The following is a 24491-nucleotide window of genomic DNA, read 5'->3' on the forward strand; positions in this document are numbered from 1 at the left end:
GAGCCAAATTTAGAGAAGCCCGCTTAAGGAAACTTAAGCGGGCTTTTTGATTTTCATAAAACTGAACAAACCTTTGTATAATTTAAATTCAACGAGTTAGCGTGAAAAGTCTTCCCGATGCATTTTCATTCCCCCTCCGCATCGGTATTGTCTAATGCCGGTGACCTTCACATTTCCCATCAGAATATTGAAATACTCGGTTTCAGCCCCCGCGTCTAATATGCGATACATTTTAATTTCAGCAGATTTAAGGGTGAGTTCGCACGCTGTTTATTGTTTGGCAATCGCGTCATGCCGCGATTACGTCAGACGTCCCCCCGCTCAGATTGGTATGTCCACTTCTGAACGGAGAAATGTCAGAAAACAGCACTCATTAAACACCCCGATAGCAAGGCGTTTAATGCAGCTTACGGTTGTCATTATCTCGACATTGTCACCAGAATCGGCTTTTTCACGAACAGTCCGTAGCTAAGCGCACCCAGCATCAGTAAACCGGCACCGAGGAAGAAGACGTTGGTGAACTGTCCGGTTGCATCAAGGATAATTCCGGTGACGATCGGCGCACAGGCTGCCCCCAGGAAGCCACCAAAGTTCTGAATTGCCCCCATTGATGCCACCTGCTCTTTCGGCGCAATGTCTGAAGCCAGCGTCCAGATCACACCCTGCGGCAGCTGCGAGAAGAAGTAGCCAATCGACAACAGTGCGATACTCAATGTTGTGCTGTGCACGAACGGTATTGGCGCAACAAAGCAGGCCGCCAGCGCAGCACCGGCAACGATCGGCACCTTACGCGCGGTAATGGTTTTCACACCGCGACGGATAAGACGGTCAGAAATGGCCCCGCCACACAGCACGCCCAAAATCCCCGCCAGGAACGGAATGGCCGCCAGCCAGCCGGTTTGTTTCAGGCTAAAGCCCAGCGATTTCTCCAGATAACCCGGCAGCCAGGTCAGGTAAACCCAGATGGTAAACATGATAGAAAAGTTACCGATCACCATAAACCAGGTGGTTTTATGTCTGAACAGCGCCCCCCAGCTCGCCTTGTTATTGCCGTTAACGTCGGTCACCGACTTCTGCACCCACTGAGAATTGGCGTGGATCACCTTTTCTTCGCGCTCGGTCGGATTGCGGTAAAATTTCAGCCAGACCAGCAGCAGCGGAATCCCCGCCAGGCCAATGGCAATAAACATGCCGCGCCAGCCGAGCGTTAACAGCAGCACGGTCAGGATTGGCGGCGCAATGGCATTGGCAATCTGCGAGCCGGTATTGATGATGGAGGTCGGCAGCGCGCGCTCTTTGTCAGAGAACCAGCGGTGAGTGATCTTGATGCCGGAGGTAAAGAACGGTGATTCGGATATGCCCAGCAGCATGCGCAGGGCATAGAACATGGAATAACCATTAACGAAACCTGCCATCACCGTGAAGGTGGACCACAGGCCCACGCCCCATGAGAACATTTTTTTAGGCCCAAAACGGTCAACCAGCCAGCCCGCCGGCAGGTTTGCCAGCGCGTAAGGCCACAGGAATGCCGACAGCAGCAGACCCATTTCCGTCTGGCTGAAACCAAACTCTTTAGCAATAGTCGTATTGGCGATACTTAAATTGGCACGGTCGAGATAATTAATCACTGCCGCCATTAACAAAATAAAAATAATGCCCCAGCGCAAGCGTGAAACAACAGGAGCGGCCGTTTTAACCAGAGGTGCATCGAGAGAAGAGGTAGCATCTTTCATAATTTAAATCATCCACTATGGGTTATTCATAAATAAGGCATCACTGAACAGGCTCAGATGAATTTTAATCACAGCTTTACGAATAAAAGACTCGCTTTGGGTATTACAACAAGGACGATGTAAATCTTGCGGAAAGAAAACGGCAAACATGCCGGGTTCCAGATGAATCAGCGATTCATTATTCGTTTCCTGGTAAAACACAATATCGTGCTTCTCAGCCCGGTCTTCTGCCACCTCATGCTCCGCCGCACCACGCGCCACACCGATGGTTTCTTCTCCCTGCAAGAGAAATTGAATATCGACAAACTTGAAATGTGACTCAGCGCGCATTTCATGAGCAGGAACGGTATTCATTTCCTGAAAAAGACAAAACATCTTGCCCGGAATAATATCGAACTTCCCTGGTGTTAGTGTTGAGAAATCAGTTTGAGTAATATACTCAATACCTTTATTAATAATCGGATGGAAAGCGAATTTTTCACGTTCCCAGTCTCTCAGGCAACATACGATCATGTTGAATAATCCTTTTATATTTATTTATATCAAGGGTCGGATTACGGCTAAAAATGTTATAAATTAAAACTTACTGCCCGGAAGCGTAATCATTTGCAAGAATATTCGACCAGGCGATTAATCAGCGGATAAGACGGCTGCTCATCCGCATCACTCACCGCTATCGTCTCTTATACGGCAGCGATTTTTTTCTGCCACAGCGCAGTGCCGCTGTGGATTTGATCCAGCAATACCGTCAGTCCCCAGAACTTTTCCAGCACATTGTCTTTATTCACCCGGCAGAACTCGCTGTCGAAAGTGCCCAGACGCTGATGATAAATCTTGGCATTCTTCGGATACCCTAATGTTTCCGTCACCGCGCCCAGCGACAGGAAAATGGCTAACTCATCGGCGAGTTGCGGCTGGGTTGCCGCCTTGTGATACAGCCAGCTGTAAAGCTCGGGATGAAAATTGGTGAACACGCCGCTGAATCCTTTAGACCCCGCCTGCATCGCCGGATAAGCGATCGCGGCGTTAGCATTAATGATGTTCAACGGCGTATTCGCCACCAGCTTCACACGGCGGGTAACGGTTGCCAGGTCACAGCTCACGTCTTTCAGTACAACGAAGCGGCCGGTGTTAGCGCAGTAAGTGAGCTCTTCGTCGGTCAGCAGGCGGCGATACGGTGCAGGACACTCATACAGTCCCAGCGGCATAGATTCAGGCAAAACACTCAGCAACTTATCCAGCGTGGCGAAGAAGGTCTCACTGCCCTGATTTTTCGGGTCAAGATGATTAGTGACCAGTACCAGTGCGTCGGCTCCGGTTTTCGCCATCGCCTTCAGCTCACTGATTTGGTCATTAATATCATCACTGATGTGGCCAGAGGCAATCACCGGCACGCGCCCAGCGACGTGTTTCACCACAAACTCCGCCAGCTCAACGCGCTCTTGCAGAGTCAGAAATTGCATCTCGCTCGACTGACACACGGCAAACAGCGCATCGACACCTTTCTCAAGATACCAGTCGATCAAACGGGTCAGGCCAGGGTAGTCAATCTGGTTGTCTGCGGTGAAAGGGGTCAACATCACCGGCACGATACCTTCAATACTTTTAGTCATTACTGCTCCTTAAGACGGAATCGATTACGTGGCCGCCAGACTCAATGCATCAAAGCAGCGACCGTTACAGGAAATTAAAGAGTGAACGCAGCATTTACCGCTGCGCCAGACGTGCCAAAACCTGGGGGTTATCAGGCATGTTTGATGCGCCTTCGCGTTCGACTGCCAGCGAGGCAAATGCCGAGGCATAGGTCGCCGCCTGCACCAGACTTTGCCCATTGGCGATACCTGAGGCCAGCGCGCCGTTGAAGGCGTCTCCTGCACCGGTGGTATCAACGCTCAGCGCCGGGAAAGCCGGAATGTGCTGGAACTGATTGCCGTCAAGCAGCAGCGCGCCGCGCGATCCCATCGTAATAATGACCCGCCTGGCACCCTGACTGACGATACGCTGTGCAGCCTCTTTGGCACTGGCTACATCTTTCACGTCAATGCCGGACAGCTGCGATGCCTCAGTTTCATTAGGGGTAATAACGTCAACATATTCAAGACACTCAAGCGCGTGGTTCGAGAAAGGAGCCGGGTTGAGTATCACTTTCACTCCCAGCGCTTTAGCCAGCTTCATCGCACTCAAGGTAGCGGCAAAGTTGTTTTCGAGCTGCACCAGCAGCACGTCCGAATCTTCAAGTTCGGGTGCGATTGCCGCCACTTCGTCTTCGCTGATGGTTTTATTGGCACCGGAATAAATGGCAATCATGTTCTCGCCGTTTTCCTGCGAGACATAAATAATGGCATTGCCGGTTGGTTCGGTTTCCGACTGATAAAGGGTAAAGGAGTGAATCTCCGAGGAGGTCAGGTGATCATAAGCAAACTGGCTGAACTGGTCCTTACCCACCTTGGAAACGAAATGCACCTTGGCCCCTGCACGACTGACAGCCGTGGCCTGGTTAGCCCCTTTGCCGCCGGGGCCGAGTGTGCTGCCCAGCGCCAGCAGAGATTCCCCGCCTTTTGGAAAACGTTCAACTTTTGCCACAATATCGACGTTAAATGAACCCAGAATACACACCTTACCTTTCATGTTCTTTCCTTTACCCTGTTGCACAATCTGCTTTCTTTTCTGACTCTGCAGCCGTTGTAGCAACACTTCAAAGTTATCGCCGGTGTCAGTAATCAGCTTTGACTGCAAACTTCGCCGGATTACCATTGCCCCGCCGTGACAGCGCTGAACCAATTTTTCAGCCGCCAGGGCATTCAGATCATTGCGAATGGTTTCTCGGGTCACCGCAAACAGGGATGCCAAAACATCCACTTTTACCCGCTCATTTTTATCCAGATATTCCAGGATTTGCTGCCGACGCTCTTCAAGAAACATAGCCACCCACCTTCTCTGTATTCAGAATAAATGTATAAAACAGGTTAAATAGTGATGATGCTCATAGCTTAAATAGCAAAACGGAAGTAAACAAAAATGAGAACTTATGTTTTTTGTGACGTAATAAGCGGGGAATTCTGTCGGGCAAAGCAAACAAATGCTCATTTTGAGAAAGGAAGGTGTAAGCCGGATGGTTTCATGAGAGAAACCCGTTTAAGGAGATTTAAGCGGGCTTTAATTTTTTGTCGTTAATCTTCCGCCATGCTGGAAAATGTCCGTCACGGGAGATATTAGTGATGGAGGTTTATCGCCATGAGATGTTGAAGATCACAAAGCGGGATATATTTCATTTCAACAGATGACATAAAAAGAGCCCGAGGTAAGCGAACAATTTTAACTATCGCAATGGCCAGGATATCCCGTCAAATGAGCAGAGACTGATCCTGTCGATTTTCGTTTAAACAGATTCAAATCTTACCTGTTATGACTCCTGCATCTTAACGACCACTTTCCCCTTCGCGTGTCCCTGCCCCAGATAGGCAAGAGCTTCCTTTGTTTGTGCAAAAGGGAATACCTTGTCGATCACGGGCCTGATTTGTTCAGCCTCTATGAGTTTACCGATTTGAGTAAGCTGATCGCCATCAGGACGGACAAAGAGAAATGAATAGGTCAGCCCTCGTTTTTTCGCAAGACGCATCATCTTGCGGCTCATCAGCCCGAAGACAAAACGCAGAAAGAAATTTAATCCCCGGGTCCGCGCGAACGCAGCATCTAACGGGCCGGTGAGAGAAACAATCTTTCCACCCGGCCTGAGAATTTGGGTAGATTTTTCAATTGAATCGCCTCTGACAGTGCCGAGAACCATATCGTAGCCACTCAGCACATTTTCGAATTTTTGCTTTTTATAATCAACCACTTCGTCTGCGCCAAGCTGACGCACCCATTCGACATTGCCCGTACTGGTTGTTGTCCCCACCTTTGCGCCAAGATGCTTCGCCAGCTGGATGGCAAAACTGCCAATTCCCCCTGAACCTGCCGGAATAAAAACCTTCTGGCCCGGATGCAGCCCGGCTCGCTCTGTCAGTGCCTGCCAGGATGTGAGGCTCACCATCGGGAGCGAAGCTGCCTGCACAAAATCCAGACTGGCGGGTTTCATGGCCGCCGCGCTTTCAGGCACCAAAGCAAATTCGGCAAGGGAACCCGTTCCCCTGTCAAAAATGCTGGCGAAGACTTCGTCGCCTGGCGAGAAACGCGTCACACGACTCCCCACGGCAATGACCACTCCGGACAAGTCGCTGCCCAATGTGGCGGGGAGCTTAAAATGCAAAACCGGCTTAAATATTCCGGTTGGGATAATGTTATCAATCGGGTTCAGACCCACCGCATAAACTTTAACCAGGATTTCATCAGCATCAGGGGCAGGATAATCTACGTTATCAAATCCCCGCTCTGGGGATTTACCATAGCGTTTAAACGTAAACGCTTTCATCGTCTTAGTTTTCATTTGTTGTTTGCCCTGTCGCGTTTGCCAATGAAATTTCCTTAGCGGCCCTGTTGCCGCGCAAAAAATCCCCGGTAATAACCCATCGTAAAAACGTCTTTTTTATGCTTTCGCATCAAGCTGAAGACTTTTGCGCACCACCTTATCCAGGAATGAAGCAGGGGCGAATCTGAGAATAAAATTCAACTGACCGGCCAGCTTGCCTGCCGTGTAACGCATCTTCGGGCGTAACGTCTGAGCCGCTTTAACCACCACGTCAGCCACGACCTCCGGACTTTCCGCCTCAGCCATCGCCTTGCTCACCACTTTCGCCAGCTTAGCCCGGATCAGGTCATACTCTTCCAGCCTGGCATCCGGCTCGATATTATTGGCTTCAAACTGTGTTTTTATGTAGGCAGGTTCAATGACAGAAACTCTGATGCCCTGTGTGCGCAGTTCGTGATCCAGTGCACCCGAATACCCTTCAACCGCATGCTTACTGGCAGCATAAAGTGCCACATAAGGTAACGGAACGATCCCGAGTATCGAACCGATGTTAATGATGCGCCCGCTGCCCTGACGGCGCATATAAGGGATCACTGCCCGGCTCAACCTGACGATGCCCAAAAAGTTGGTGTCGAAAATGTGTTTGGCCTGATCGACAGAACTTTCTTCCGCCGCCGCCGGCGCGACCCCGAAACCCGCATTGTTCACCAGAACATCGATCCGCCCCTCCAGGCGCAGCAACTCATCAATGGCGGCCCCGACAGAAGCGTCGTCTGTCACATCCAGCGTCAGTAACGGAAACGGAGGCTTTCCCGCCTGAGGACCACGCCGGCTCGTGCCATATACCCTATACCCCGCCGCTAAAAGTTTAAGAGCAGATGCTTCGCCGATACCTGAGGACGCGCCGGTAACCAGTGCTACACGTTTTTTTGTCATGCTGAATAAGGCCTTCATGATGAGTTTGTGGTTTCTCATCGCTGATGAGAGGACAGGCTGTAAGAGATGTATGTCGGATTCACCGCTGTGCAGAACCGCCGGAAGACCGTTCTGCACAGTTCACCTCATTGACTAAAGTGCTTTATATCGTTCAGCGACTTCATCTTGTTTAATGTCTGAGAGCAGAGCCTGACGCGAAGCATCAAGGGTGTCCCAGCGGGCAGCATTATGTAAAGGCGGGATGGTGACCTGTTCACGGCGATCAAAGCCCACCAGTGCGGCATCCACTAACTCGCCCACTTCCATGAATTTTGCCGCGTTACTGATGTCGATACCCGCACGGTCCCAGATTTCCGTGTAAGTGCCGGCAGGGAGTACCGCCTGGACATAAATGCCCTTAGATGACAGCTCGACATTCAGTCCCTGAGACAGGAAAAGAACAAAGGCTTTAGTTGCACCGTAAACCGTCATGGCAAATTCCGGGGCCAGGCCTACGACAGAACTGATGTTGACGATCGATCCTTCCCCCGCTTGCACAAAGCGTGGTGCCACGGCGCTGGCCAGTCTGGTCAGGGCGGTGACGTTAAGCGCAATAAGGCTTTCTATCGAATCAGGCGTCTGCCCGGTAAAACTGCCGGACTGCGCGATACCCGCGTTATTGATAAGGATGCCAATCCGTGAGTCTTCACGCAGACGGGCTTCGACCGCGGCTAAATCACGCGTTTGCGTGAGGTCGGCAGGCAGAACGTCGACAGAAATGCCATTTTCCTGTCGCAGACGCGCGGCCAGTGTTTCTAACTTCGCTTTGTCGCGCGCGACCAGAACCAGGTCGTGGCCCCGGCGGGCAAACCGTTCCGCGTAAACAGCACCAATACCCGTGGATGCGCCTGTGATGAGAACTGAAGCTTTAGTCATAAGTTGATCTTCTTCATTAATGTGTAAACAGAATCCGCCATGTGCGATGTATGTAGGGCTTTACTTGCTGGTCTCAGTCAGCGACGGGTAATCGGTATATCCCGCTGCGCCACCGCCATAAAGCGTTTCAGGATTGAGTGAGGCCAGAGGCGCGCCCGTCTTCAGCCTGCCGACCAGATCCGGGTTGGCGATGAACGGGCGACCAAACGCGAACAGATCGGCTTTGCCCTGCGCAAGCTGAGCGGACGCCAGTTCCAGGTCATAGCCATTGTTACCGATGTAGGTGTTTTTAAAACGCCGGCGCAGGGAGTCGTAATCGAACGGTGATACATCACGCGGGCCGCCCGTCGCGCCTTCAACCACATGGAGGTATACGATGCCCAATGCATCGAGTTGTTCAGCGAGGTAATCATATTGTGGCTGCGGATCACTGCATGAAATCGCATTAGCAGGTGAAACCGGTGAAATACGTACGCCAGTGCGGTCTGCGCCGATCTCATCTTTTACGGCCGCCGTGACTTCTAACAGCAGGCGCGCACGATTTTCCACAGAGCCGCCGTATTCATCAGTACGCTGGTTTGCGCCGTCTTTAAGGAACTGTTCCAGCAGATAACCATTGGCACCGTGGATCTCTACGCCGTCAAATCCGGCCGCAATGGCATTGGCCGATGCCTTCCTGAAATCATCGATAATCCCCGGTATTTCCTGCAACGCCAGCGCACGTGGTTCAGAGACATCAGCAAAACCATTGTTCACAAAGGTCTTGGTCTCAGCACGGATGGCGGACGGCGCGACCGGCGCAGCGCCACCAGGCTGTAAATCGACATGCGAAATTCGTCCTACGTGCCATAACTGTACAAATATGCGCCCGCCTTTGGCATGCACGGCGTCAGTCACTTTGCGCCAGCCATCGATCTGAGCTTGTGTGTAGATCCCCGGTGTATCCTGATAACCCTGCGCCTGTGCGGAGATCTGCGTCGCTTCGGTAATCAGCAATCCTGCGGTGGCACGCTGGGCGTAGTAGGTCGCCGCCAGTTCGCCCGGTACCAGACCCGCTGCGGCCCGGTTACGTGTCAGCGGTGCCATCACGATGCGGTTGGCCAGTGTGATTGCGCCAAGATCATAGGGCTGAAATAAGCGTTGATTTGTCATGTTTATTTACCTGCTAAGGGGTGGGTCAACGTGTCAGCATAATGATGATGATCATAATCTATAAAGTCAACCGGTTTGATTATGACCATCATCAATGTATACTTAACCCCTATTTTTGAGAGGGCAGAAAAGCATGAAAGTGTCAAAAGATCAGGTTCGGGAAAACCGGATGCGCATTGTTGAAACGGCCTCAGAACTTTTTCGTGAACGCGGTTACGATGGCGTGGGCGTTGCGGAACTGATGTCTGCTGCAGGCTTAACCCACGGCGGGTTTTACAAGCACTTTGGTTCCAAGGCTGATCTGATGGCGGAGGCAATGAGCTGCGGTTTTACGCGTTCTGCAGAAAGCACGGCAGGTGTGGACCGGGAAAAATTTATTGAATACTACCTCTCCCGACAACATCGCGATGATATGGGAAAAGGGTGTGTGATGTCGGCACTGGGCACCGATACAGCCCGTCAGTCTGCGTCAATCAAGGCGACATTTGCCGCCGGAATTGAACGCCAGCTGGCAATTTTAGGAACTGAAAATGGCACGCGCGCTGACCTGATAGATACCATCGCCCATCTTGTCGGTGCCCTGGTGTTGTCCCGTGCCTGCCCGGATAATTCCGCTCTGGCTGATGAAATTCTGGATGTCTGCCGCACTCAACTGCTCAGTCAGGACGCGCGTAAAGATTGAAAGTAGAAGATCCGGAAATACGGCCCGGCGGGGCCGACGATGCGCAGGCGAAGGCACGCGTCTCGGCCTTTACCGGCAGGTCCGCAACATATCCGATGGGATCGGACCCGATCCCATATAAAGCAAATGATTTGTTTAACTGACGGTGCTGTTGGGACGGTCGTCCCTGCTCATCCGGTCCGGTTAACGCTAACGTTTCGCGATTCCGTTCGGACATCGCATCAATTTCTGTCCCTGTCCGCGTCAAATCAGACCGCGTCGCCCTGGCGCGGCCGCACCGCTTTGCCCAGCAGTTTACGCTGCGCGGCCTCAAGCGCCAGCTGAGCAGCACCTTCCGCCGTCGCCAGATGACCAAACTGCGAGGCGGCGACGGTGGTATAGGGGGATATGGCGGCAACTGTCCGCCGCGCCGCAGCGACAATCAGCCGGTTCGAGCCGACGCTGCCGCCGAGAATGATCATGGCCGGATCCAGTATCGCCACCAAACCTAACGCCAGAAAACCGATCTGCTCGCCGTAGTGTTGCGCCGCCTGCTGGGCGACAGGTTCGCCGCGCGCCGCGCGCTCCAGCAGCGCCTCAAGCGAGCGTACCGCCGGAGCGCCCGGCGGCCGTTGTGCGTTGAAGCTATCCAGAAATCCGCGCTGCGCCAGATGCTGCTCAAGCAGTAACTCGCCCGGTTTCTCCCGCTCGCTCCAGGGAAACGGCAGGTCGGCGATTTCACCGGCGCAGCCACGCGCACCGTGAATCAGCGCGCCCCCGGCTATAATGCCGCAGCCGATGCGTTCGCCTATCTGCAGGAAGGCGACATCCTGCAGCCCCCGGCCGATGCCGTGGTTAACTTCGGCCACCACCGCACAGTTGACGTTATTCTCCACCAACGGATGCACGCCGTCGGGTAGCGGCAGCCGTGCCAGAATGGCATCCGGCGAGAGTCCGGCCTGCGACGGACCGTCGCGTCCGGAAAGCGGCACATCCGGGCGCACCGGTTTGGGCAAAGCGACCGTCACCGCCAGCAGCGGACCAAAGGCGGACAGTTCCTGACGCAGTGCGGCGATGGCGTCGGCTGCCGCAATGATAAGCTGCGCGGACCCGCCATTGGTGAACTGACGCAGCGCCAGCTGCCGGCCATCCAGACTACGGGCGATAAACAGCGCCTGACTGTTGCCGATATCCGCACCCAGCACCCACCCTGCCTGACGCGCCAGCTGATACACACTGGCACCGCGCCCTCTGGCACCGGCCGTGGCGACGATCGAGCTGTGACGTTGTAGCTCTTGCAGACCGGTGGACACCGTGCTTTTGGCCATGCCGAGCCTTGCCGTCAGCTCGGACTGAGTCGCACCGCCCAGCGCGATGAGTTCGATCGCCAGCAATTTCGCCGTAACGCTGAGCGCCGGAGACGGCCCCGTCCCCTCCCCGTCCGGCAGAGTCGTCTCTCCGGTGCGCTGGCGTAAAAACGCCGTCACCTCCGCCACAGCCGCCTGCTGATTCAGCGCATGAGCACGCTGCGCCAGACCAGACAACAGCTCACGGCGTTCCGCCTCCTGCCGGCGCCACCAGCTATAGAGCAGCCCGCTGTCGCGGCCGGCCACCGGCTGGCTGAAAAACCACAACAAACTACGCGTGGGCGAACTGAGCCATAGCGAACCGTGCAGCGGCGTGTCGTCAGGCTGGCGCGCCGCGCCGCTCTGAGGACGCAGCGTTATCCCCGGCAGGACAACCGGCCGCCGCCGCGAATGACAGAGTTCGATGACGCCGCCCGCGGCCGGATCGGCACGCATTGCACTCGCCCCGCACACCACAGCCTCCGGAAAGAAATAGTCGACGATTTGCCACAGATAACGTCTGACGATGATGTCGGCAGGGGTGTCAATGTCACCGCTGTAGATGCCACGTGCCAGACGTTGCAGCCGCCGCCGCTTCAGCGCCCGGCTAATCACTGCCGCGTCGTGATCGCGGGCCAGCACCAGCACCGGCCATGATGAATGGGTCATTCTCTCTCCTTTACGCGGTTAACCGCACGGTGTGCACCGGGGGACGGAGTCGCCCGAAACGGGCGGCGCGCCATCATAGGGAATACTTATTTACCTTGCCACTCCGCCGCTGCTTCAGACTATTTCGGTCAATGTTATGGCAATAAGGTCAAGTTTTATGCGCGAGATGATGCCTCACGGTCAAGTTATCACGCAGAAAATTGTCAGCACCGGCTGAAACGGCACGAGAAAAATGCAACGAAAAACCATCAGTTTACTGATTTTTATCGATTTATTACGTCATTTCCCGCACTGCACAAACTGTGCGAAGTTGTTTGTGACATAAAAGTTTCATCCTTAACACTACAGGGAAATGATGACATGACCGGCACAGAAATTTTAATCCCTTTCGCCCAGGGCGTCGCCCGGCAGGCCGCCGCGCTGGAGTCGACCTGCGAACGCGCACAGGCGTGGCTGGACACGCTGGATATCACCGCACTGCGCGGCGGCACGCTGCTGTTCGCCGGTATCGGCGCATCTTATGCGGTGCTCGCCGCGCCGGTACATGAACTGCGAGCGGCCGGTTTGCGGGCGCTACGCAGCAATGGTGACGATATGCCTGATGGCACGCCGCCGCTGGCAGACTGGTATCTGGGCGTCTCTCAGAGCGGACGCAGCCCGGAAGTTGTGAGAGTGCTGGAACAGCAGCGCCCCGGGCGGCGGCTGGCACTGGTTAATCAGGCAGACTCGCCGCTGGCGGCGGTCAGCGCCGACACGCTCTGGCTCGGCACGCTGATCGATTCCGGCATGTCCTCCGTGGCGCTGCTGGCCACCAGTGTCTGCCTGGGCCTGCTGACGGATGCGCTGATCGGACGCGACTGCAACGCAGGCTGGCGTCAGTTACCCGCGCAACTGGACGCAGTGAGGCATACCGCCCGGGCGGCCGTGGATCGGTTCGCACAGCAGGCCGGTCACACCGGCTGTATCGATTTCGTTGGTGGCGGCACCAGCCTCAGCGCCGCTGAACAGGGCGCCCTGTTGCTGCGCGAAGGGCCGAAAATGGCAGCGATGGGCATGGGGACGCGCCACTATCTGCACGGCATGACCGATGCCGTGGGTCACGGCACCGCACACGTGCTGATCGGCGGCGAGCGGGAAATCTTGCTGGCGAAGCAGCTTGTACCCTTCGGCGTACCGATATTGCTTGTGACAGATCAGGCCGTGTCGCTGCCCGGCACAGAGACCGTGCAACTGCCGGTCCTGCCGCCGCTGCAGCGCCTGGCGCTGGAAATACTGGTCATGGATCTGCTGGCGATCGCGCTGGGCCGGGTTGTGGATCGCGATATTGATGCCGGCGTTGTCGCACGGCTGGATACCAAAATCAGCGGGGTGGTGTCATGACACAAAGCTGGCTGGGAATGGATGTGGGCGGCAGCAAAATTCATATCCGCATCGAAGACAGCGCCGGACAGGCGCGGATGGACGCGCAGTGGCCGACCGGACGCTGGGGCGGCGAAAGCTATGCCTTCAAGGCCGCGCGCATGGCTGAGCTGATTGCCCTCGCCGCCGGACAGGCCGGACTCGCCGCCCCGCCCCGGGCGATAGGCATCGGCGCACACGGCTGCGATACGCCCGACGAATGCGCACGCATGACGGCACTGATGGCGGGTCACTTTCCCGACAGCGCGTGTCAGGTGGTCAACGACGCGGCACTGGTCGCGCTGTGCGCCAGCCAGCCACACGCGGCCGGGCTGATTGCCGGTACGGGTTCGGTGGCGGCGGCGCTGGGGCCGGAAGACCACTGGCTGCTGGCTGGCGGCTGGGGCTGGCTGGTGGGCGACGAAGGCGGTGCCAGCGGTCTGGTGCGTGAAGGGATCCGCGCGGTGCTAACGGACTGGGATCGGGGGCGCAGCGACGATCCGCTCGCCATCGCGCTGACACGCGCCTTCGGGGCAGACCACCTGCTGGATCTGCCGTCGCAATTGCTGCGTCAGCCTGTCAGCGTCTGGAGTCGCCACGCGTCCGTTATTTTCGAATGCCTGCAGGCCGGTTCGCCCCTGGCAGCGGGCGTGGTCGATGCTGCGGCCGAATCGCTGGCGGAACTTATCGCCCGGCTGTGCCGGCGCGGTGCCCGAATCGACTGTGTAGTGGCGGCTGGCGGCGTAATCCGCCATCAGCCGCCGCTGTTCGACCGGCTGGCCGCACGTCTGCGCAAACACGATCCCCGGCTGTCGCTGCTGTTGTTAGCATGTCCGCCGGTCATGGGCGGGGTTGCGCTGGCGCGCCGCCTGGTCGCCCCTTCATTAGTCCGTTCCGTTTCACGAGGTGCATGATGTCTGAATATGAAAACGCCGCCGCCCCGGCGACCCGTAAAGCCTGGCGCTTTCCCAACACTTACACTGTTCTGCTGGCCATCACCGCCGTCGTCTGGCTGCTGACGTTCATCATTCCGTCCGGACAATACCATATGGCGGACGGTCGCCCGGTGGCGGGCAGCTTTCAGGTCACCGCCAGTCCGCTGACCACCGTGCAGCGGATCAAAGAACTGTTTCTGGCACCGGTAAACGGGCTTTACGGCGTGGAGAATGCCGCTGGCCATGTCGGTCCCTACGAGAGCGGTAACCTGTTCGGCGCCATCGGCGTATTTTTCTACGTGCTGTCGCTGGGCGCCTTTATCGTCACAACGACCAAAACCGGCGCGATCGACGCATGTCTCGGACACGTGGCACAACGCTTCAGACAGCGCGGCGGGCTGCTTATCGTCATGGTGATGCTGCTTATCGCCATCGGCGGCTCCACTTACGGCATGGGCGAAGAGACACTGGGCTTCTATGCGCTGCTGGTGCCGCTGCTGCTGGGCCTGGGCTTCGATCGCATGACAGCGGTGGGCGTGATTCTGGTGGGATCGGTGGTGGGCAACATGAACTCCACGGTCAATCCGTTCATGACCGGCGCCGCCTCGGCGGGCGCTGGCGTGCCGATGGGCAGCGGCATCGGTCTGCGCTTCGCGATGTTTATCGTGCTGACGGCCGTCGCCATTCTGTATGTGGTGCGCTATGCCCGCCGTGTGCAGCGCAACGCCGCACATTCGGTAGTGGGCTTTTCCGCTGAGGACCGGGAACTGGCGCAGGCCAGATTACAGTTGCCACCGCCGATGAACCGCCGCCAGAAAGGCGTGATGCTGACTTTCGCCGTCACGTTCGTCTTCATGATTTTCGCCATCATTCCCTGGGCGCAGGTGATCGCCGGACCGAACGCCACCTCATGGTCCTGGCAGCTGGACTGGTACTTCCCCGAGCTGACCGCGCTGTTTTTTGTTATGTCGATAGTGACCGGCCTGTTGGGCGGCCTGCGCGGCAACGGGCTCTACAACGCGATGCTGGCAGGCATCTCCGACTTTATGGGAGCCGCGCTGGTTATCGTGCTGGCGCGTGGCATCACGGTAATTATGCACAACGCGCAGATCACCGACACGGTACTGCACTCTATGGAAAGTCTGGCGAACGGCGCGCCTTCCGGCACCTTCACCGTCATGATGTATCTGCTGATCATGCCGCTGTCGTTCCTGGTGCCCAGTTCATCCGGGCTGGCGACACTGGCGATGCCGGTGCTGGCACCCATGGCAGATTTTACCGACGTCGGCCGCGAAATGGTGGTGACGGCATTTCAGTGCGCGGTCGGTACAATAGCGATGATTTCGCCCACCTCAGCCATCGTGATGAGCGGACTGGCGCTGGCCAAAGTCAGCTATACCCGCTATCTGTTGTGGGTGCTGCCACTGCTCGGCCTGCTGGTTGTGCTCAACTGCCTGTTTCTGGTGCTCGGCGCGGCGCTGAAATAAGCGTTAACCTCTCCCCGCTTCGGCGGGGGTTTTCTGTTACTATCCCTTGCTCTGTCAGGTGAACCGCAAGATTCGCCACCCGGTTTAAAATTCGCTATTATCCGCTTCCACTCCTCATCCGGGTAACCCGATGTCTGCGATTATCGATACTTTTATTGCCCCGCCTTGTTATGACCCCATCGAAACGCTCTATCAGGATGAACATCTGGTGCTTATCAATAAACCTGCCGGACTGCTCAGCCTGTCGGGGAAAAATCCGCAAAACCTTGATTCCGTACATCACCGGCTGGTCAAGATATTTCCCGGCTGTACACTGGTCCACCGTCTGGATTTCGGGACTTCCGGTCTGATGGTGATTGCGCGTAATAAAGCTATCAATGCCGCACTCTGTCAGCAATTCAGCCAGCGCACAGTGACCAAACAGTACAGCGCCCTGCTCTGCGGACATCTCGAACATAACGACGGGGTGGCAGACGCACCGATTGCCAAAGACCCGGCGCTGTTTCCGCTGATGTCGATTTGCGCCATCCATGGCAAGCCCGCCCGCTCCGGCTACCGGGTCGTTGAGCGCTTTTATCATGAGCAGGAAAATGGCGCGTTACTGCCACTGACCCGGGTACAACTGACCCCCGAAACCGGACGCACTCATCAGCTTCGCATTCACTGTCAGCAGTTGGGCCACCCTATTTTGGGCTGTGACCTGTATGGCGGACGCCTGCTGCCGGGCACTGAACAGGCTCCGCGACTGATGTTGCACGCCAGTGAACTGCATTTTGTTCATCCCGTCAGCGGAGAACGGATCGAAGCCCGCAATGCCAGCCCGTTCTGAAAACGAAACGCTCTGTCACGCCCCGCCCGTCCGATTGTCTGCGTGACTTTGCCCTTTTGTTTTGAAAAGCGTTTTTAACCGGGAGGTTGACGCTGTAGTCTCAGTAGCGGTTTTTCTTTTGTTGCATGTAAGCCAGGTGAATACTTTTACCAATTTTAATAACGAATACCGATTTTAATAACGAAAATTTTAGAATACTGACGAACAGACAGGACAATTATGGACTCCATGCTCACTGCCTCCCGCCCCGATGAGGAGATACCTTCATATCACCGTGCCCGCCGTGCTGCCTGGGGCAGCTTCGTTGGCGCGGTCGTAGACTGGTTCGATTTTTTGCTCTACGGCATTACCGCAGCATTAGTGTTTAACAGTGAATTTTTTCCGCAAATCGACCCGGCAATGGGTACGCTCGCCGCCTTTGCCACCTTCGGTGTCGGCTTTCTATTTCGTCCGCTCGGCGGCATTGTTTTCGGTCATTTCGGCGATCGTCTGGGCCGCAAACGCATGCTGATGATGACTGTCTGGATCATGGGCATTGCCACCGCCTGTATCGGCATTCTTCCCGCTTTCTCCACGATCGGTTGGTGGGCTCCGGCTCTGCTGGTCATCCTGCGCGCCATTCAGGGATTTGCCGTGGGCGGTGAATGGGGTGGCGCGACACTGCTGGCGGTTGAAAGTGCGCCTTCCGGCAAAAAAGCGTTCTACAGCAGCGGGATCCAGATGGGATATGGTGTCGGCCTGCTGCTCGCTACCGGTCTGGTGTCGCTGATAAGCAGCCTGACCACCGACGCGCAGTTCCTGAGCTGGGGCTGGCGTTTGCCGTTTCTGTTCAGCGTTGTGCTGGTGATCGGCGCGCTGTGGGTGCGTAAGGGCATGGAAGAGTCCGCCGAGTTCGAACGTGCTCAGGTCGGGCAACCCAAAGCGGCCAAAAAGCGACTGCCGGTATTTGAAGCGCTGTTTCGCCATCCCGGGGCTTTTTTGAAAATCATCCTTCTGCGCCTGTGCGAACTGCTGACGATGTATATAGTCACTGCGTTCGCCCTTAACTACTCGACGCATAATCTGGGGCTGTCGCGTGAGCTGTTTCTGAATATCGGGCTGCTGGTCGGCGGTATCAGTTGCCTGACAATTCCCCTGTTCGCCTGGCTGGCGGATCGTTACGGTCGCCGCCGCATCTACATCACCGGCGCTGTAGTCGGCGCGCTGAGCGCTTTCCCGTTCTTTATGGCACTCGAAGCACGTTCAATTGCCGGCGTGGTGATTTTCTCGCTGTTGCTGGCAAATATCGCTCACGATATGGTGGTCTGCGTGCAGCAGCCCATGTTTACGGAAATGTTCGGTGCGGGTTATCGCTACAGCGGTGCAGGCGTAGGTTATCAGGTTGCCAGCGTAGTGGGCGGTGGGTTTACGCCGTTTATTGCGGCCGCATTGCTGAATTTCTCCGGCGGTGAATGGCATTCCGTCGCCATTTATCTGATGGCGGGCTGTTTGCTTTCCGCCCTTACGGCGATTTTTATGAAGACACCCGTGCACCGCTGAAACACAGGCCATTTAAAAAAGCCCGCTTAAAAATATAAGCGGGCTTTTTAGCATTTGAAGCAGATTTACACCACCCGCAATTCCTCGTAAGACACCATCACATGTTCCGCAAATGCCGGACGCTGGGTGAGTTTTTCGTAATACTGCTCGATAGCCGGGAAGGACGGTCGTGCAATGGCAATATCGAAGTAGCGGTACAAATTGTGGCCAAACTGAATATCGGCCAGGGTGAATTCACTTCCGGCAAGGTAACCATGCCGGGCAATCTGCGCTTCGGCAATCGCCAGCTTCTTATTAAGATTCTGCAATGATTTTTCTAATGCCTGATGATCCTGATCTTTAGCCGCCGTTCTTACTACCATCCAGAATACCGGCACAGTGAAGTTCATCGCGACACCGATTTTTGCCCACTCCGTCCATTTATCTGTTTCGGCACGCCGTTCAGGGTCCTGCGGCCAGAATTCATCAGTGCCGTATTTCCCGGCCAGATAACGCAGGATGGCACCGGTTTCCCACAGCGGCTGGCCTTCACCCTCGCGGATCACAGGAACCGTGCCGTTGGGGTTCATCGCCAGAAATTCCGGGGTGTCATTACCACCGTATTTATGGCCGATATCGGTCCTTTCATACTCAAGCCCTAATTCCCCGATACACCACATCAGCGCCTGCACATTTGACGATGTTTTTCTGCCCCATACCCGGATCATTCACTTCCCCCTGTTCGTTCATAAAAGCACCATCTGGCTCCCGTACCCTAATAAAACATTGGCGGCACCGTGCAGACAAGCCATATTTAGAATGAATGATGATAAATGAAGCACAAAGGAAAAGCGTATGGATAACAAGTCCCTCACTCCTTCACAGGCGATTGAGAAGCTCGAAGAAATGTACAACGATTCTGTCGCCGCACTGCGGAATGCGATTAAAGATTTCATCGTTGAGGGTGCGCTGCCTGATATCACGGCGCGTGCTGCCGGGTTGTTTGTTTATCCGGAACTGCGTGTCAGCTGGGATGGCGTGACGCCAGCCAAAAACCCGACCCGCGCTTATGGCCGTTTTTCGCATCCAGGCCGTTATGCCAATACCATCACGCACCCTGAGCTGTTCCGTCACTATCTGCTGGAACAGCTTTCCCTGCTGGGCGAGGAATATGACGCGGTTATCGAGGTGGTGCCGTCACAACAGGAAATTCCTTATTCATATGTGATTGACGGCTCGGATCTGATGCTTGACCGATCGATGAGTGCCGGGCTGGCGAAACATTTCCCGACCACCGAACTGTCGCAGATTGGTGATGAAACCGCTGACGGCCTGCATTATCCCGGCGACACCTTTCCGCTGTCCCATTTCAATGCGCTGCGCGCCGATTTTTCGCTGGCACGCCTGCGTCATTACACCGGCACGCTTATCGAACACTTTCAGCCGTACGTGTTGTTCACTAACTACACCCGGTATGTCGATGAGTTTGTCAGCTGGGCGTGTGCGCAGATTGCTGATCCACAAAGTCCTTATGAAGCACTGGCCTGCGCAGGCAGCGTATTTATCACAGCCGAAACGCAAAACCCTGAACAGGCAGTTTCCGATCTGGCCTGGAAAAAACACCAGATGCCCGCCTATCATCTGATTGCCCGCGACGGTGCGGGAATTACGCTGGTCAATATCGGCGTCGGTCCGGCCAATGCCAAAACCATTTGCGATCATCTGGCGGTTCTGCGCCCGCATGTCTGGCTGATGATTGGTCACTGCGGCGGATTACGGGAAACACAGTCGATCGGTGATTATGTTCTGGCTCACGCTTATTTGCGTGACGACCATGTGCTGGATGCTGTACTGCCGCCGGATATCCCGATCCCAAGCATTGCTGAAGTGCAACGTGCCTTGTATGACGCAACCAAAATGATGAGCGGCATGCCGGGTGAGCAAGTCAAGCAACGCCTGCGTACCGGCACGGTCGTGACCACCGACGACCGTAACTGGGAATTGCGTTATGCCGCGTCAGCGCTGCGCTTTAATCTCAGTCGTGCCGTTGCCGTCGATATGGAAAGCGCCACCATCGCCGCACAGGGATACCGCTTCCGGGTGCCTTACGGCACGTTGTTGTGCGTTTCTGATAAACCGCTGCACGGAGAAATCAAACTGCCCGGCCAGGCAAACAAATTCTACGAAGGTGCCATTTCAGAACATCTGCAAATTGGTATCTGCGCCATTGACCTGTTGCGCGCCGAGGGCGATCACCTGCATTCACGTAAACTGCGGACATTTAACGAACCCCCTTTCCGCTGATCACCACGCTGACTTCCCCTAAACAGTTCGTGTTGCCGGCAGCAAATTTGATAATCCCGATGAGCTTACCTTCAGTAAGTGATTCGGGTCATTAAACGCAGCCGACGCATCTGCGGCACGAAATATGACGGGGAATTAAGGATTTCCTAAAAAAAGACTTTGCATAATGCAGAGTCTTTTACCATCATAATTTAAAACGCTGTTCTACTTTCTGTCACACTGGAACTCTCTTGCAAAACGTCATCGTCTCTTTGCGCAAAGCCATCGAGCGCACGCCCTGGTATCCGAAACGGCGTTCTTACCGTACGTTGTTCTGGCGTGAAATCACGCCCCTCGCTGTTCCTATTTTCTTCGAAAATGCCTGCGTTCTGCTAATGGGCGTACTGAGTACGTTTCTGGTCAGCTGGCTGGGCAAGGAAGCGATGGCCGGAGTGGGCCTGGCCGACAGTTTCAACATGGTGGTGATTTCATTCTTCGCCGCCGTCGATCTGGGTACGACCGTCGTGGTTGCGTTCAGCCTGGGTAAACTCGACCATGAGCGCGCCCGTGCGGCAGCCCGTCAGTCACTGGCGATCATGACCGTTTTTGCCGTCCTGCTGGCGATACTTCTGCAATTTTCCGGGCATGTGATTATTGACATGATCGCCGGTAATGCAGAGCCGGAGGTAAAAGAACTGGCGCTGTCTTACCTGCAAATGAGCAGCTGGAGCTATCCGGCTGCGGCTATCGCACTGATCGGTTCCGGTGCCTTGCGCGGTGCGGGTAATACCAAAATCCCGATGCTACTTAACGGCGGGATGAACATCCTTAATCTGGTGATCAGCAGCGTACTGATCTATGGCTGTTTCGGCTGGCACGGTTTGGGCTTTATCGGTGCCGGCCTGGGGCTGACCATTGCCCGCTATATCGGTGCGATTGCGGTTATTTTTGTGCTGATGGTCGGTTTTAATCCTTCACTGAAAATCTCCCTGAAAAGCTATTTACTGCCGCTCAATACCAACATTTTGCGTGAAGTGCTGGGGATTGGTATTCCGGCCAGTATCGAATCGGTGCTGTTTAACGGCGGTAAATTACTGACGCAGGTTTTTGTCGCAGGCATGGGCACCAATGTGATTGCCGGTAACTTTATTGCGTTTTCAATTGCCGCACTGATCAACCTGCCGGGGAATGCGCTGGGGTCAGCCTCAACCATTATCGTCGGGACACGTCTGGGCAAAGGACAGATTGCCCAATCCGAGCGTCAGCTGCGCCATATTTTCTGGCTTTCTACCTTCGGGCTGTGTGTGCTGGCCTTACTTTCGGTGCCATTTGCCGGTTTGCTGGCGCGGTTTTACACCAATGAGCAAGACGTTATCGACGTGGTAAAAATCCTGATCTGGCTGAATGCTGCTTTTATGCCTTTCTGGGCGGCCTCGTGGGTGCTGCCTGCTGGCCTGAAGGGGGCGCGTGATGCCCGCTTTACGATGTATGTTTCTATGCTCGGGATGTGGGGCTGTCGTATTGTGGTGGGCTATTTCCTCGGTATCGTACTGGGTTTCGGCGTAGTCGGCATCTGGTTGGGGATGTTCCTCGACTGGATCGTGCGCGGCCTGTTTTTCTACTGGCGTATGGCCAGCGGCCGCTGGTTGTGGAAATACCCGAAGGCCAAAAGGACAGAATGACTCGCCGGGATTATGCCCGCCGGTACATCCGGCGGGGATGGCCGATTTTCCCGTACAGCATTTCGACCTTTAAATCCCCTTTTTGCACACAGTGTTCGAGATAGCGGCGGGCGGTGGTTTTACTCAACCTCGTTTCGCTGACCACCTCATCGACTGAGTAACAGCGTCCGGCATTCTGCATAAAGATGCCTTCCACCAGGTTCAGCGTATTTTCCTCGATACCTTTATTGCCCGCTCTCGGCGTAAAATCCTTCGCCTGTAGCTGATAAAGACTGTCTACGTTTTGCTGATCCACCACTTTCCATGTCCGCTGGGTCTGGCTGAACTGGATAAAGCGATCCAGCGATTGTTGCAGCCGGTTCCACGAAACCGGTTTGAGGATATAATCAAACGCACCACAGCGGATAGCCTGACTGCAGGTAGTCATATCGCTGGCGGCAGTGATAAAAATTACCGAACAGTGCGTTTTCTTCAGCAGGTCATCCTCTATCAATGAAATTCCCTGTCCGTCAGGCAAATAGTTATCCAGCAACAGCAATTGCGGATGCTTTTCTTCGATAAGCACTTTTGCTTCATGCAGCGTGGTGGCCCTGCCTACCAGCCGCAACCAGCGATGATTATCAATCAGCTCGGCATACAGTTGTGCCAGCTGGCTTTCATCTTCAACAATCATTACGTCAATCATTTCAGCTTGCATCATTTACTCTCTTCCAGTGCTTCTGGACGGGGATTTACCGGCATAAAGCCACTTTGTTCTTCAGGGCGGTGGTGTGGAATAAAAACCGAAAAAACAGCGCCAGTTGGCGGATTGTCAGATACTTCAATAGTGCCACCAGCATGGCTGACATAGCTGGCAACCAGATGCAGGCCCAGACCGTGATCGCCTTGTGTTTTGGATGTCACCCCCAGCGAAAAAATCTGCCCGCGCCGCTCCGGCGCTATCCCGATGCCATGGTCAGCGACTTCAATCACCAGATCATCTGCGCCGGAAACGACATACACGTCTACCGGCCCGGCTTCATTGCCGCGCAGTAATGTGGCTTCGATGGCGTTATCCAGCAGATTGCCAATGATCGACATCAGTTCGGTTTCACTGAGCGCGGCAGGCAGATGCGTTAACTCACAGGCGGGATCAAATTTTAGCTCAACGCCTTTTTCCCGTGCACGGGCATATTTTCCGAGTAACAGACCGCATAATTTTGGTGAGCAGAATCGCGCCGAAACGAAATCCAGCAATTCCTGCGCACTTTCAGACTGAGCTTCGATATAGCGGATCGCCTCGTCGTAACGTCCCATATGCAGGAGCCCGGCGAGTGTTGCCGTCCAGTTGAGCTGTTCGTGGCGTATCACCCGCAGGTTATCGGCATAACGCTGCACCTGGCTCAGCTGGATGCTGAGCCGGTCGATATCGCTGCAATCCCGAAAAGTGATCACCCACCCCTGGAGCTGGTCTTCCAGCATGATCCGTACCCGGCTGGCGATCACTGTCAGGTTATTGAACAGGCAGATTTCATCGTGGATATCTTTTTCCAGCATAACCTGCGGATCAAAGAAACTGACCGGCGCAATCACCTGCCCGAGCGGCTGACCTCGCAGTTCACGGGACGGCACATCAAGACTGAGCAATTTTTTGGCCGCCTGGTTGATGACCGCGACCCGCAACTGCGCATCAATAGCGATCACACCTTCGTAAATCGATTCCATCAGCGCCTTTTGCTGACGCACCAGCAGACCTATTTCACGGGGCTCCAGCGAAAACATCTGCCGTTTAATCGAACGTGAAAAAAACCATGAGAAGGTAAACAACGCCAGCAGCAAGGTGGCGGCGGCCAGCAAAATACGGATGACTTTTTCGATAGTCAGGTTATTGATGTGGCTGGTGAGATACCCCACAGAAACGATACCGACCACGTTGCCTTGCCCGTTGATGATCGGTGCCTTACTGCGCAACGATAAGCCGATACCTCCCAGCCGGATGGTGGTGGTGCTTCTGCCCGCCAGCACATCCCCGTTGTCTCCCCCGACCAGCATTTTCCCCACACGGTCAGCATAAATCGAATGAAACAGATGTATTGCTTTACCATCGCCTATCACCATGTAACTGGCATCACTGCGTGCAGAAATACTCATCATTAAATGATTAATAGCCGGAACATCCTTATTTTCAACGGCGGTAATTAATGAAGGAATAAGTGCAATTTCCTCTGCCTGAACTTTTGCACGAGTACCCATATCTTCATATAACTGACGTTCTATATCATAATAGTAATAAATGCCCGCTATCGAAAAAAGTGTCATAAATAGCATGACAAGATAAATGAATAGCTTTATCTGAAAAGAAGGCCTAAACCGCATCGGGAAACCTATAACCAGACAGTGATATTAATAGAAAGTGCAAAGATATTATCACGCCCCGGTATTTGCGTCAGCGTGAAGGATTAAAGTTGCGAGGCATGCCGCATAACATCATCAGGCGCGTCAGGGCCTAGGCGGCTAACCCCATAATTCACAACAGCTATTTCACCATAAATTAACAGTA

At 54.8% G+C, this 24491-nt stretch carries 20 protein-coding genes and 1 pseudogene; 8 read left to right on the forward strand and 13 right to left on the reverse strand.

Translation table 11 applies throughout. The annotated features are described in order from the left end of the window. Positions 1–96: 96 nt before the first annotated feature. The 9 genes and pseudogenes from EVX52_RS25690 to EVX52_RS09395 form a co-directional block, all read right to left on the reverse strand. Positions 97–243: pseudogene (locus EVX52_RS25690) on the reverse strand (type VI secretion system tube protein Hcp); the annotation flags it as partial. Positions 244–419: 176 nt separating this feature from the next. Next, a complete protein-coding gene (locus tag EVX52_RS09360; RefSeq protein WP_165383714.1) occupies positions 420–1733 on the reverse strand; it encodes an MFS transporter in 1314 nt (437 codons plus the stop codon). A gap of 15 nt (positions 1734–1748) precedes the next feature. Next, positions 1749–2246, reverse strand: coding sequence for a YhcH/YjgK/YiaL family protein (locus EVX52_RS09365; protein ID WP_129952595.1), 498 nt, complete (start codon positions 2244–2246; stop codon positions 1749–1751). Between the two features lie 170 nt (positions 2247–2416). Then, on the reverse strand, positions 2417–3346 hold the full coding sequence (locus EVX52_RS09370; RefSeq protein ID WP_129952594.1) for a dihydrodipicolinate synthase family protein: 930 nt from the start codon (positions 3344–3346) through the stop codon (positions 2417–2419). 94 nt (positions 3347–3440) lie between these two features. Beyond that, positions 3441–4655, reverse strand: coding sequence for a ribokinase (rbsK, locus tag EVX52_RS09375; protein WP_129991156.1), 1215 nt, complete (start codon positions 4653–4655; stop codon positions 3441–3443). A 481-nt stretch (positions 4656–5136) separates the two neighbouring features. After that, positions 5137–6159 carry an NADP-dependent oxidoreductase gene (locus EVX52_RS09380; RefSeq protein WP_129991157.1) on the reverse strand — a complete coding sequence of 341 codons (1023 nt, stop codon included), beginning with the start codon at positions 6157–6159 and terminating at the stop codon, positions 5137–5139. A 99-nt stretch (positions 6160–6258) separates the two neighbouring features. Next, entirely contained in the window at positions 6259–7077 is an 819-nt protein-coding gene (locus tag EVX52_RS09385) for an oxidoreductase (RefSeq protein WP_129952591.1), read from the reverse strand. Between the two features lie 132 nt (positions 7078–7209). Next, positions 7210–7992 (reverse strand): SDR family oxidoreductase, encoded by a 783-nt coding sequence (locus EVX52_RS09390; protein ID WP_129991158.1) that lies wholly within the window; start codon positions 7990–7992, stop codon positions 7210–7212. A 60-nt stretch (positions 7993–8052) separates the two neighbouring features. Continuing rightward, positions 8053–9144 (reverse strand): alkene reductase, encoded by a 1092-nt coding sequence (locus EVX52_RS09395; RefSeq protein WP_129991159.1) that lies wholly within the window; start codon positions 9142–9144, stop codon positions 8053–8055. Positions 9145–9277: 133 nt separating this feature from the next. Here EVX52_RS09395 and EVX52_RS09400 point away from each other — a divergent pair, with 133 nt between their 5' ends. Further along, entirely contained in the window at positions 9278–9826 is a 549-nt protein-coding gene (locus tag EVX52_RS09400) for a TetR/AcrR family transcriptional regulator (RefSeq protein ID WP_129991160.1), read from the forward strand. Positions 9827–10074: 248 nt separating this feature from the next. Here EVX52_RS09400 and EVX52_RS09405 read toward each other — a convergent pair whose 3' ends face one another. After that, the gene (locus EVX52_RS09405) at positions 10075–11820 is read right to left on the reverse strand and encodes an ROK family transcriptional regulator (protein WP_129991161.1); all 1746 of its coding nucleotides are present in this window, start codon (positions 11818–11820) and stop codon (positions 10075–10077) included. On the opposite strand from EVX52_RS09405, the gene EVX52_RS09410 reads away from it, so the two are divergent. The 5 genes from EVX52_RS09410 to shiA all read left to right on the forward strand — a co-directional run bounded on the left by EVX52_RS09410 (position 11812) and on the right by shiA (position 18008). Continuing rightward, complete coding sequence (locus EVX52_RS09410) at positions 11812–13200, forward strand: SIS domain-containing protein (protein ID WP_129991162.1); 1389 nt, start codon at positions 11812–11814, stop codon at positions 13198–13200. The two genes, EVX52_RS09405 and EVX52_RS09410, sit on opposite strands and share 9 nt — an antisense overlap. 17 nt (positions 13201–13217) lie before the next feature. Continuing rightward, positions 13218–14132: a BadF/BadG/BcrA/BcrD ATPase family protein gene (locus tag EVX52_RS09415; protein ID WP_338020035.1), complete on the forward strand. Its 915-nt coding sequence runs from the start codon at positions 13218–13220 to the stop codon at positions 14130–14132. Then, positions 14129–15640, forward strand: coding sequence for a YfcC family protein (locus tag EVX52_RS09420; protein ID WP_238483564.1), 1512 nt, complete (start codon positions 14129–14131; stop codon positions 15638–15640). Before EVX52_RS09415 ends, EVX52_RS09420 begins: the two co-directional genes overlap by 4 nt. Positions 15641–15770: 130 nt before the next feature. Then, positions 15771–16469 (forward strand): RluA family pseudouridine synthase, encoded by a 699-nt coding sequence (locus EVX52_RS09425; protein ID WP_129952584.1) that lies wholly within the window; start codon positions 15771–15773, stop codon positions 16467–16469. A 219-nt stretch (positions 16470–16688) separates the two neighbouring features. Beyond that, positions 16689–18008: a shikimate transporter gene (gene shiA, locus EVX52_RS09430; protein WP_129991163.1), complete on the forward strand. Its 1320-nt coding sequence runs from the start codon at positions 16689–16691 to the stop codon at positions 18006–18008. 65 nt (positions 18009–18073) lie between these two features. Here the strand turns inward: shiA and EVX52_RS09435 are convergent, their stop codons facing one another. Next, positions 18074–18715 carry a glutathione S-transferase family protein gene (locus tag EVX52_RS09435; protein WP_129952582.1) on the reverse strand — a complete coding sequence of 214 codons (642 nt, stop codon included), beginning with the start codon at positions 18713–18715 and terminating at the stop codon, positions 18074–18076. Positions 18716–18842: 127 nt separating this feature from the next. Here EVX52_RS09435 and EVX52_RS09440 point away from each other — a divergent pair, with 127 nt between their 5' ends. Beyond that, positions 18843–20291 (forward strand): AMP nucleosidase, encoded by a 1449-nt coding sequence (locus EVX52_RS09440; protein ID WP_129952581.1) that lies wholly within the window; start codon positions 18843–18845, stop codon positions 20289–20291. A 230-nt stretch (positions 20292–20521) separates the two neighbouring features. After that, positions 20522–21952 carry an EmmdR/YeeO family multidrug/toxin efflux MATE transporter gene (locus tag EVX52_RS09445; protein WP_129952580.1) on the forward strand — a complete coding sequence of 477 codons (1431 nt, stop codon included), beginning with the start codon at positions 20522–20524 and terminating at the stop codon, positions 21950–21952. A gap of 10 nt (positions 21953–21962) precedes the next feature. Here the strand turns inward: EVX52_RS09445 and EVX52_RS09450 are convergent, their stop codons facing one another. Continuing rightward, the gene (locus tag EVX52_RS09450; RefSeq protein WP_165383722.1) at positions 21963–22649 is read right to left on the reverse strand and encodes a response regulator; all 687 of its coding nucleotides are present in this window, start codon (positions 22647–22649) and stop codon (positions 21963–21965) included. Further along, positions 22649–24307 (reverse strand): sensor histidine kinase, encoded by a 1659-nt coding sequence (locus EVX52_RS09455; protein ID WP_129952578.1) that lies wholly within the window; start codon positions 24305–24307, stop codon positions 22649–22651. The genes EVX52_RS09450 and EVX52_RS09455 overlap by 1 nt, the downstream gene beginning before the upstream one ends. Positions 24308–24491: the final 184 nt, after the last annotated feature.

This window comes from Rahnella sp. CFA14(1/10), assembly GCF_004195095.1.
GTDB classification, from domain to species: Bacteria; Pseudomonadota; Gammaproteobacteria; order Enterobacterales; family Enterobacteriaceae; genus Rahnella; species Rahnella perminowiae.

Coding starts and splice junctions, on each gene's coding strand:
- EVX52_RS09360 (WP_165383714.1), bottom strand. CDS start 1,733: ATGAAAGATGCTACCTCTTCTCTCGATGCACCTCTGGTTAAAACGGCC.
- EVX52_RS09365 (WP_129952595.1), bottom strand. CDS start 2,246: ATGATCGTATGTTGCCTGAGAGACTGGGAACGTGAAAAATTCGCTTTC.
- EVX52_RS09370 (WP_129952594.1), bottom strand. CDS start 3,346: ATGACTAAAAGTATTGAAGGTATCGTGCCGGTGATGTTGACCCCTTTC.
- rbsK (WP_129991156.1), bottom strand. CDS start 4,655: ATGTTTCTTGAAGAGCGTCGGCAGCAAATCCTGGAATATCTGGATAAA.
- EVX52_RS09380 (WP_129991157.1), bottom strand. CDS start 6,159: ATGAAAACTAAGACGATGAAAGCGTTTACGTTTAAACGCTATGGTAAA.
- EVX52_RS09385 (WP_129952591.1), bottom strand. CDS start 7,077: ATGACAAAAAAACGTGTAGCACTGGTTACCGGCGCGTCCTCAGGTATC.
- EVX52_RS09390 (WP_129991158.1), bottom strand. CDS start 7,992: ATGACTAAAGCTTCAGTTCTCATCACAGGCGCATCCACGGGTATTGGT.
- EVX52_RS09395 (WP_129991159.1), bottom strand. CDS start 9,144: ATGACAAATCAACGCTTATTTCAGCCCTATGATCTTGGCGCAATCACA.
- EVX52_RS09400 (WP_129991160.1), top strand. CDS start 9,278: ATGAAAGTGTCAAAAGATCAGGTTCGGGAAAACCGGATGCGCATTGTT.
- EVX52_RS09410 (WP_129991162.1), top strand. CDS start 11,812: ATGGGTCATTCTCTCTCCTTTACGCGGTTAACCGCACGGTGTGCACCG.
- EVX52_RS09405 (WP_129991161.1), bottom strand. CDS start 11,820: ATGACCCATTCATCATGGCCGGTGCTGGTGCTGGCCCGCGATCACGAC.
- EVX52_RS09415 (WP_338020035.1), top strand. CDS start 13,218: ATGGATGTGGGCGGCAGCAAAATTCATATCCGCATCGAAGACAGCGCC.
- EVX52_RS09420 (WP_238483564.1), top strand. CDS start 14,129: ATGATGTCTGAATATGAAAACGCCGCCGCCCCGGCGACCCGTAAAGCC.
- EVX52_RS09425 (WP_129952584.1), top strand. CDS start 15,771: ATGTCTGCGATTATCGATACTTTTATTGCCCCGCCTTGTTATGACCCC.
- shiA (WP_129991163.1), top strand. CDS start 16,689: ATGGACTCCATGCTCACTGCCTCCCGCCCCGATGAGGAGATACCTTCA.
- EVX52_RS09435 (WP_129952582.1), bottom strand. CDS start 18,715: ATGATCCGGGTATGGGGCAGAAAAACATCGTCAAATGTGCAGGCGCTG.
- EVX52_RS09440 (WP_129952581.1), top strand. CDS start 18,843: ATGGATAACAAGTCCCTCACTCCTTCACAGGCGATTGAGAAGCTCGAA.
- EVX52_RS09450 (WP_165383722.1), bottom strand. CDS start 22,649: ATGCAAGCTGAAATGATTGACGTAATGATTGTTGAAGATGAAAGCCAG.
- EVX52_RS09455 (WP_129952578.1), bottom strand. CDS start 24,307: ATGCGGTTTAGGCCTTCTTTTCAGATAAAGCTATTCATTTATCTTGTC.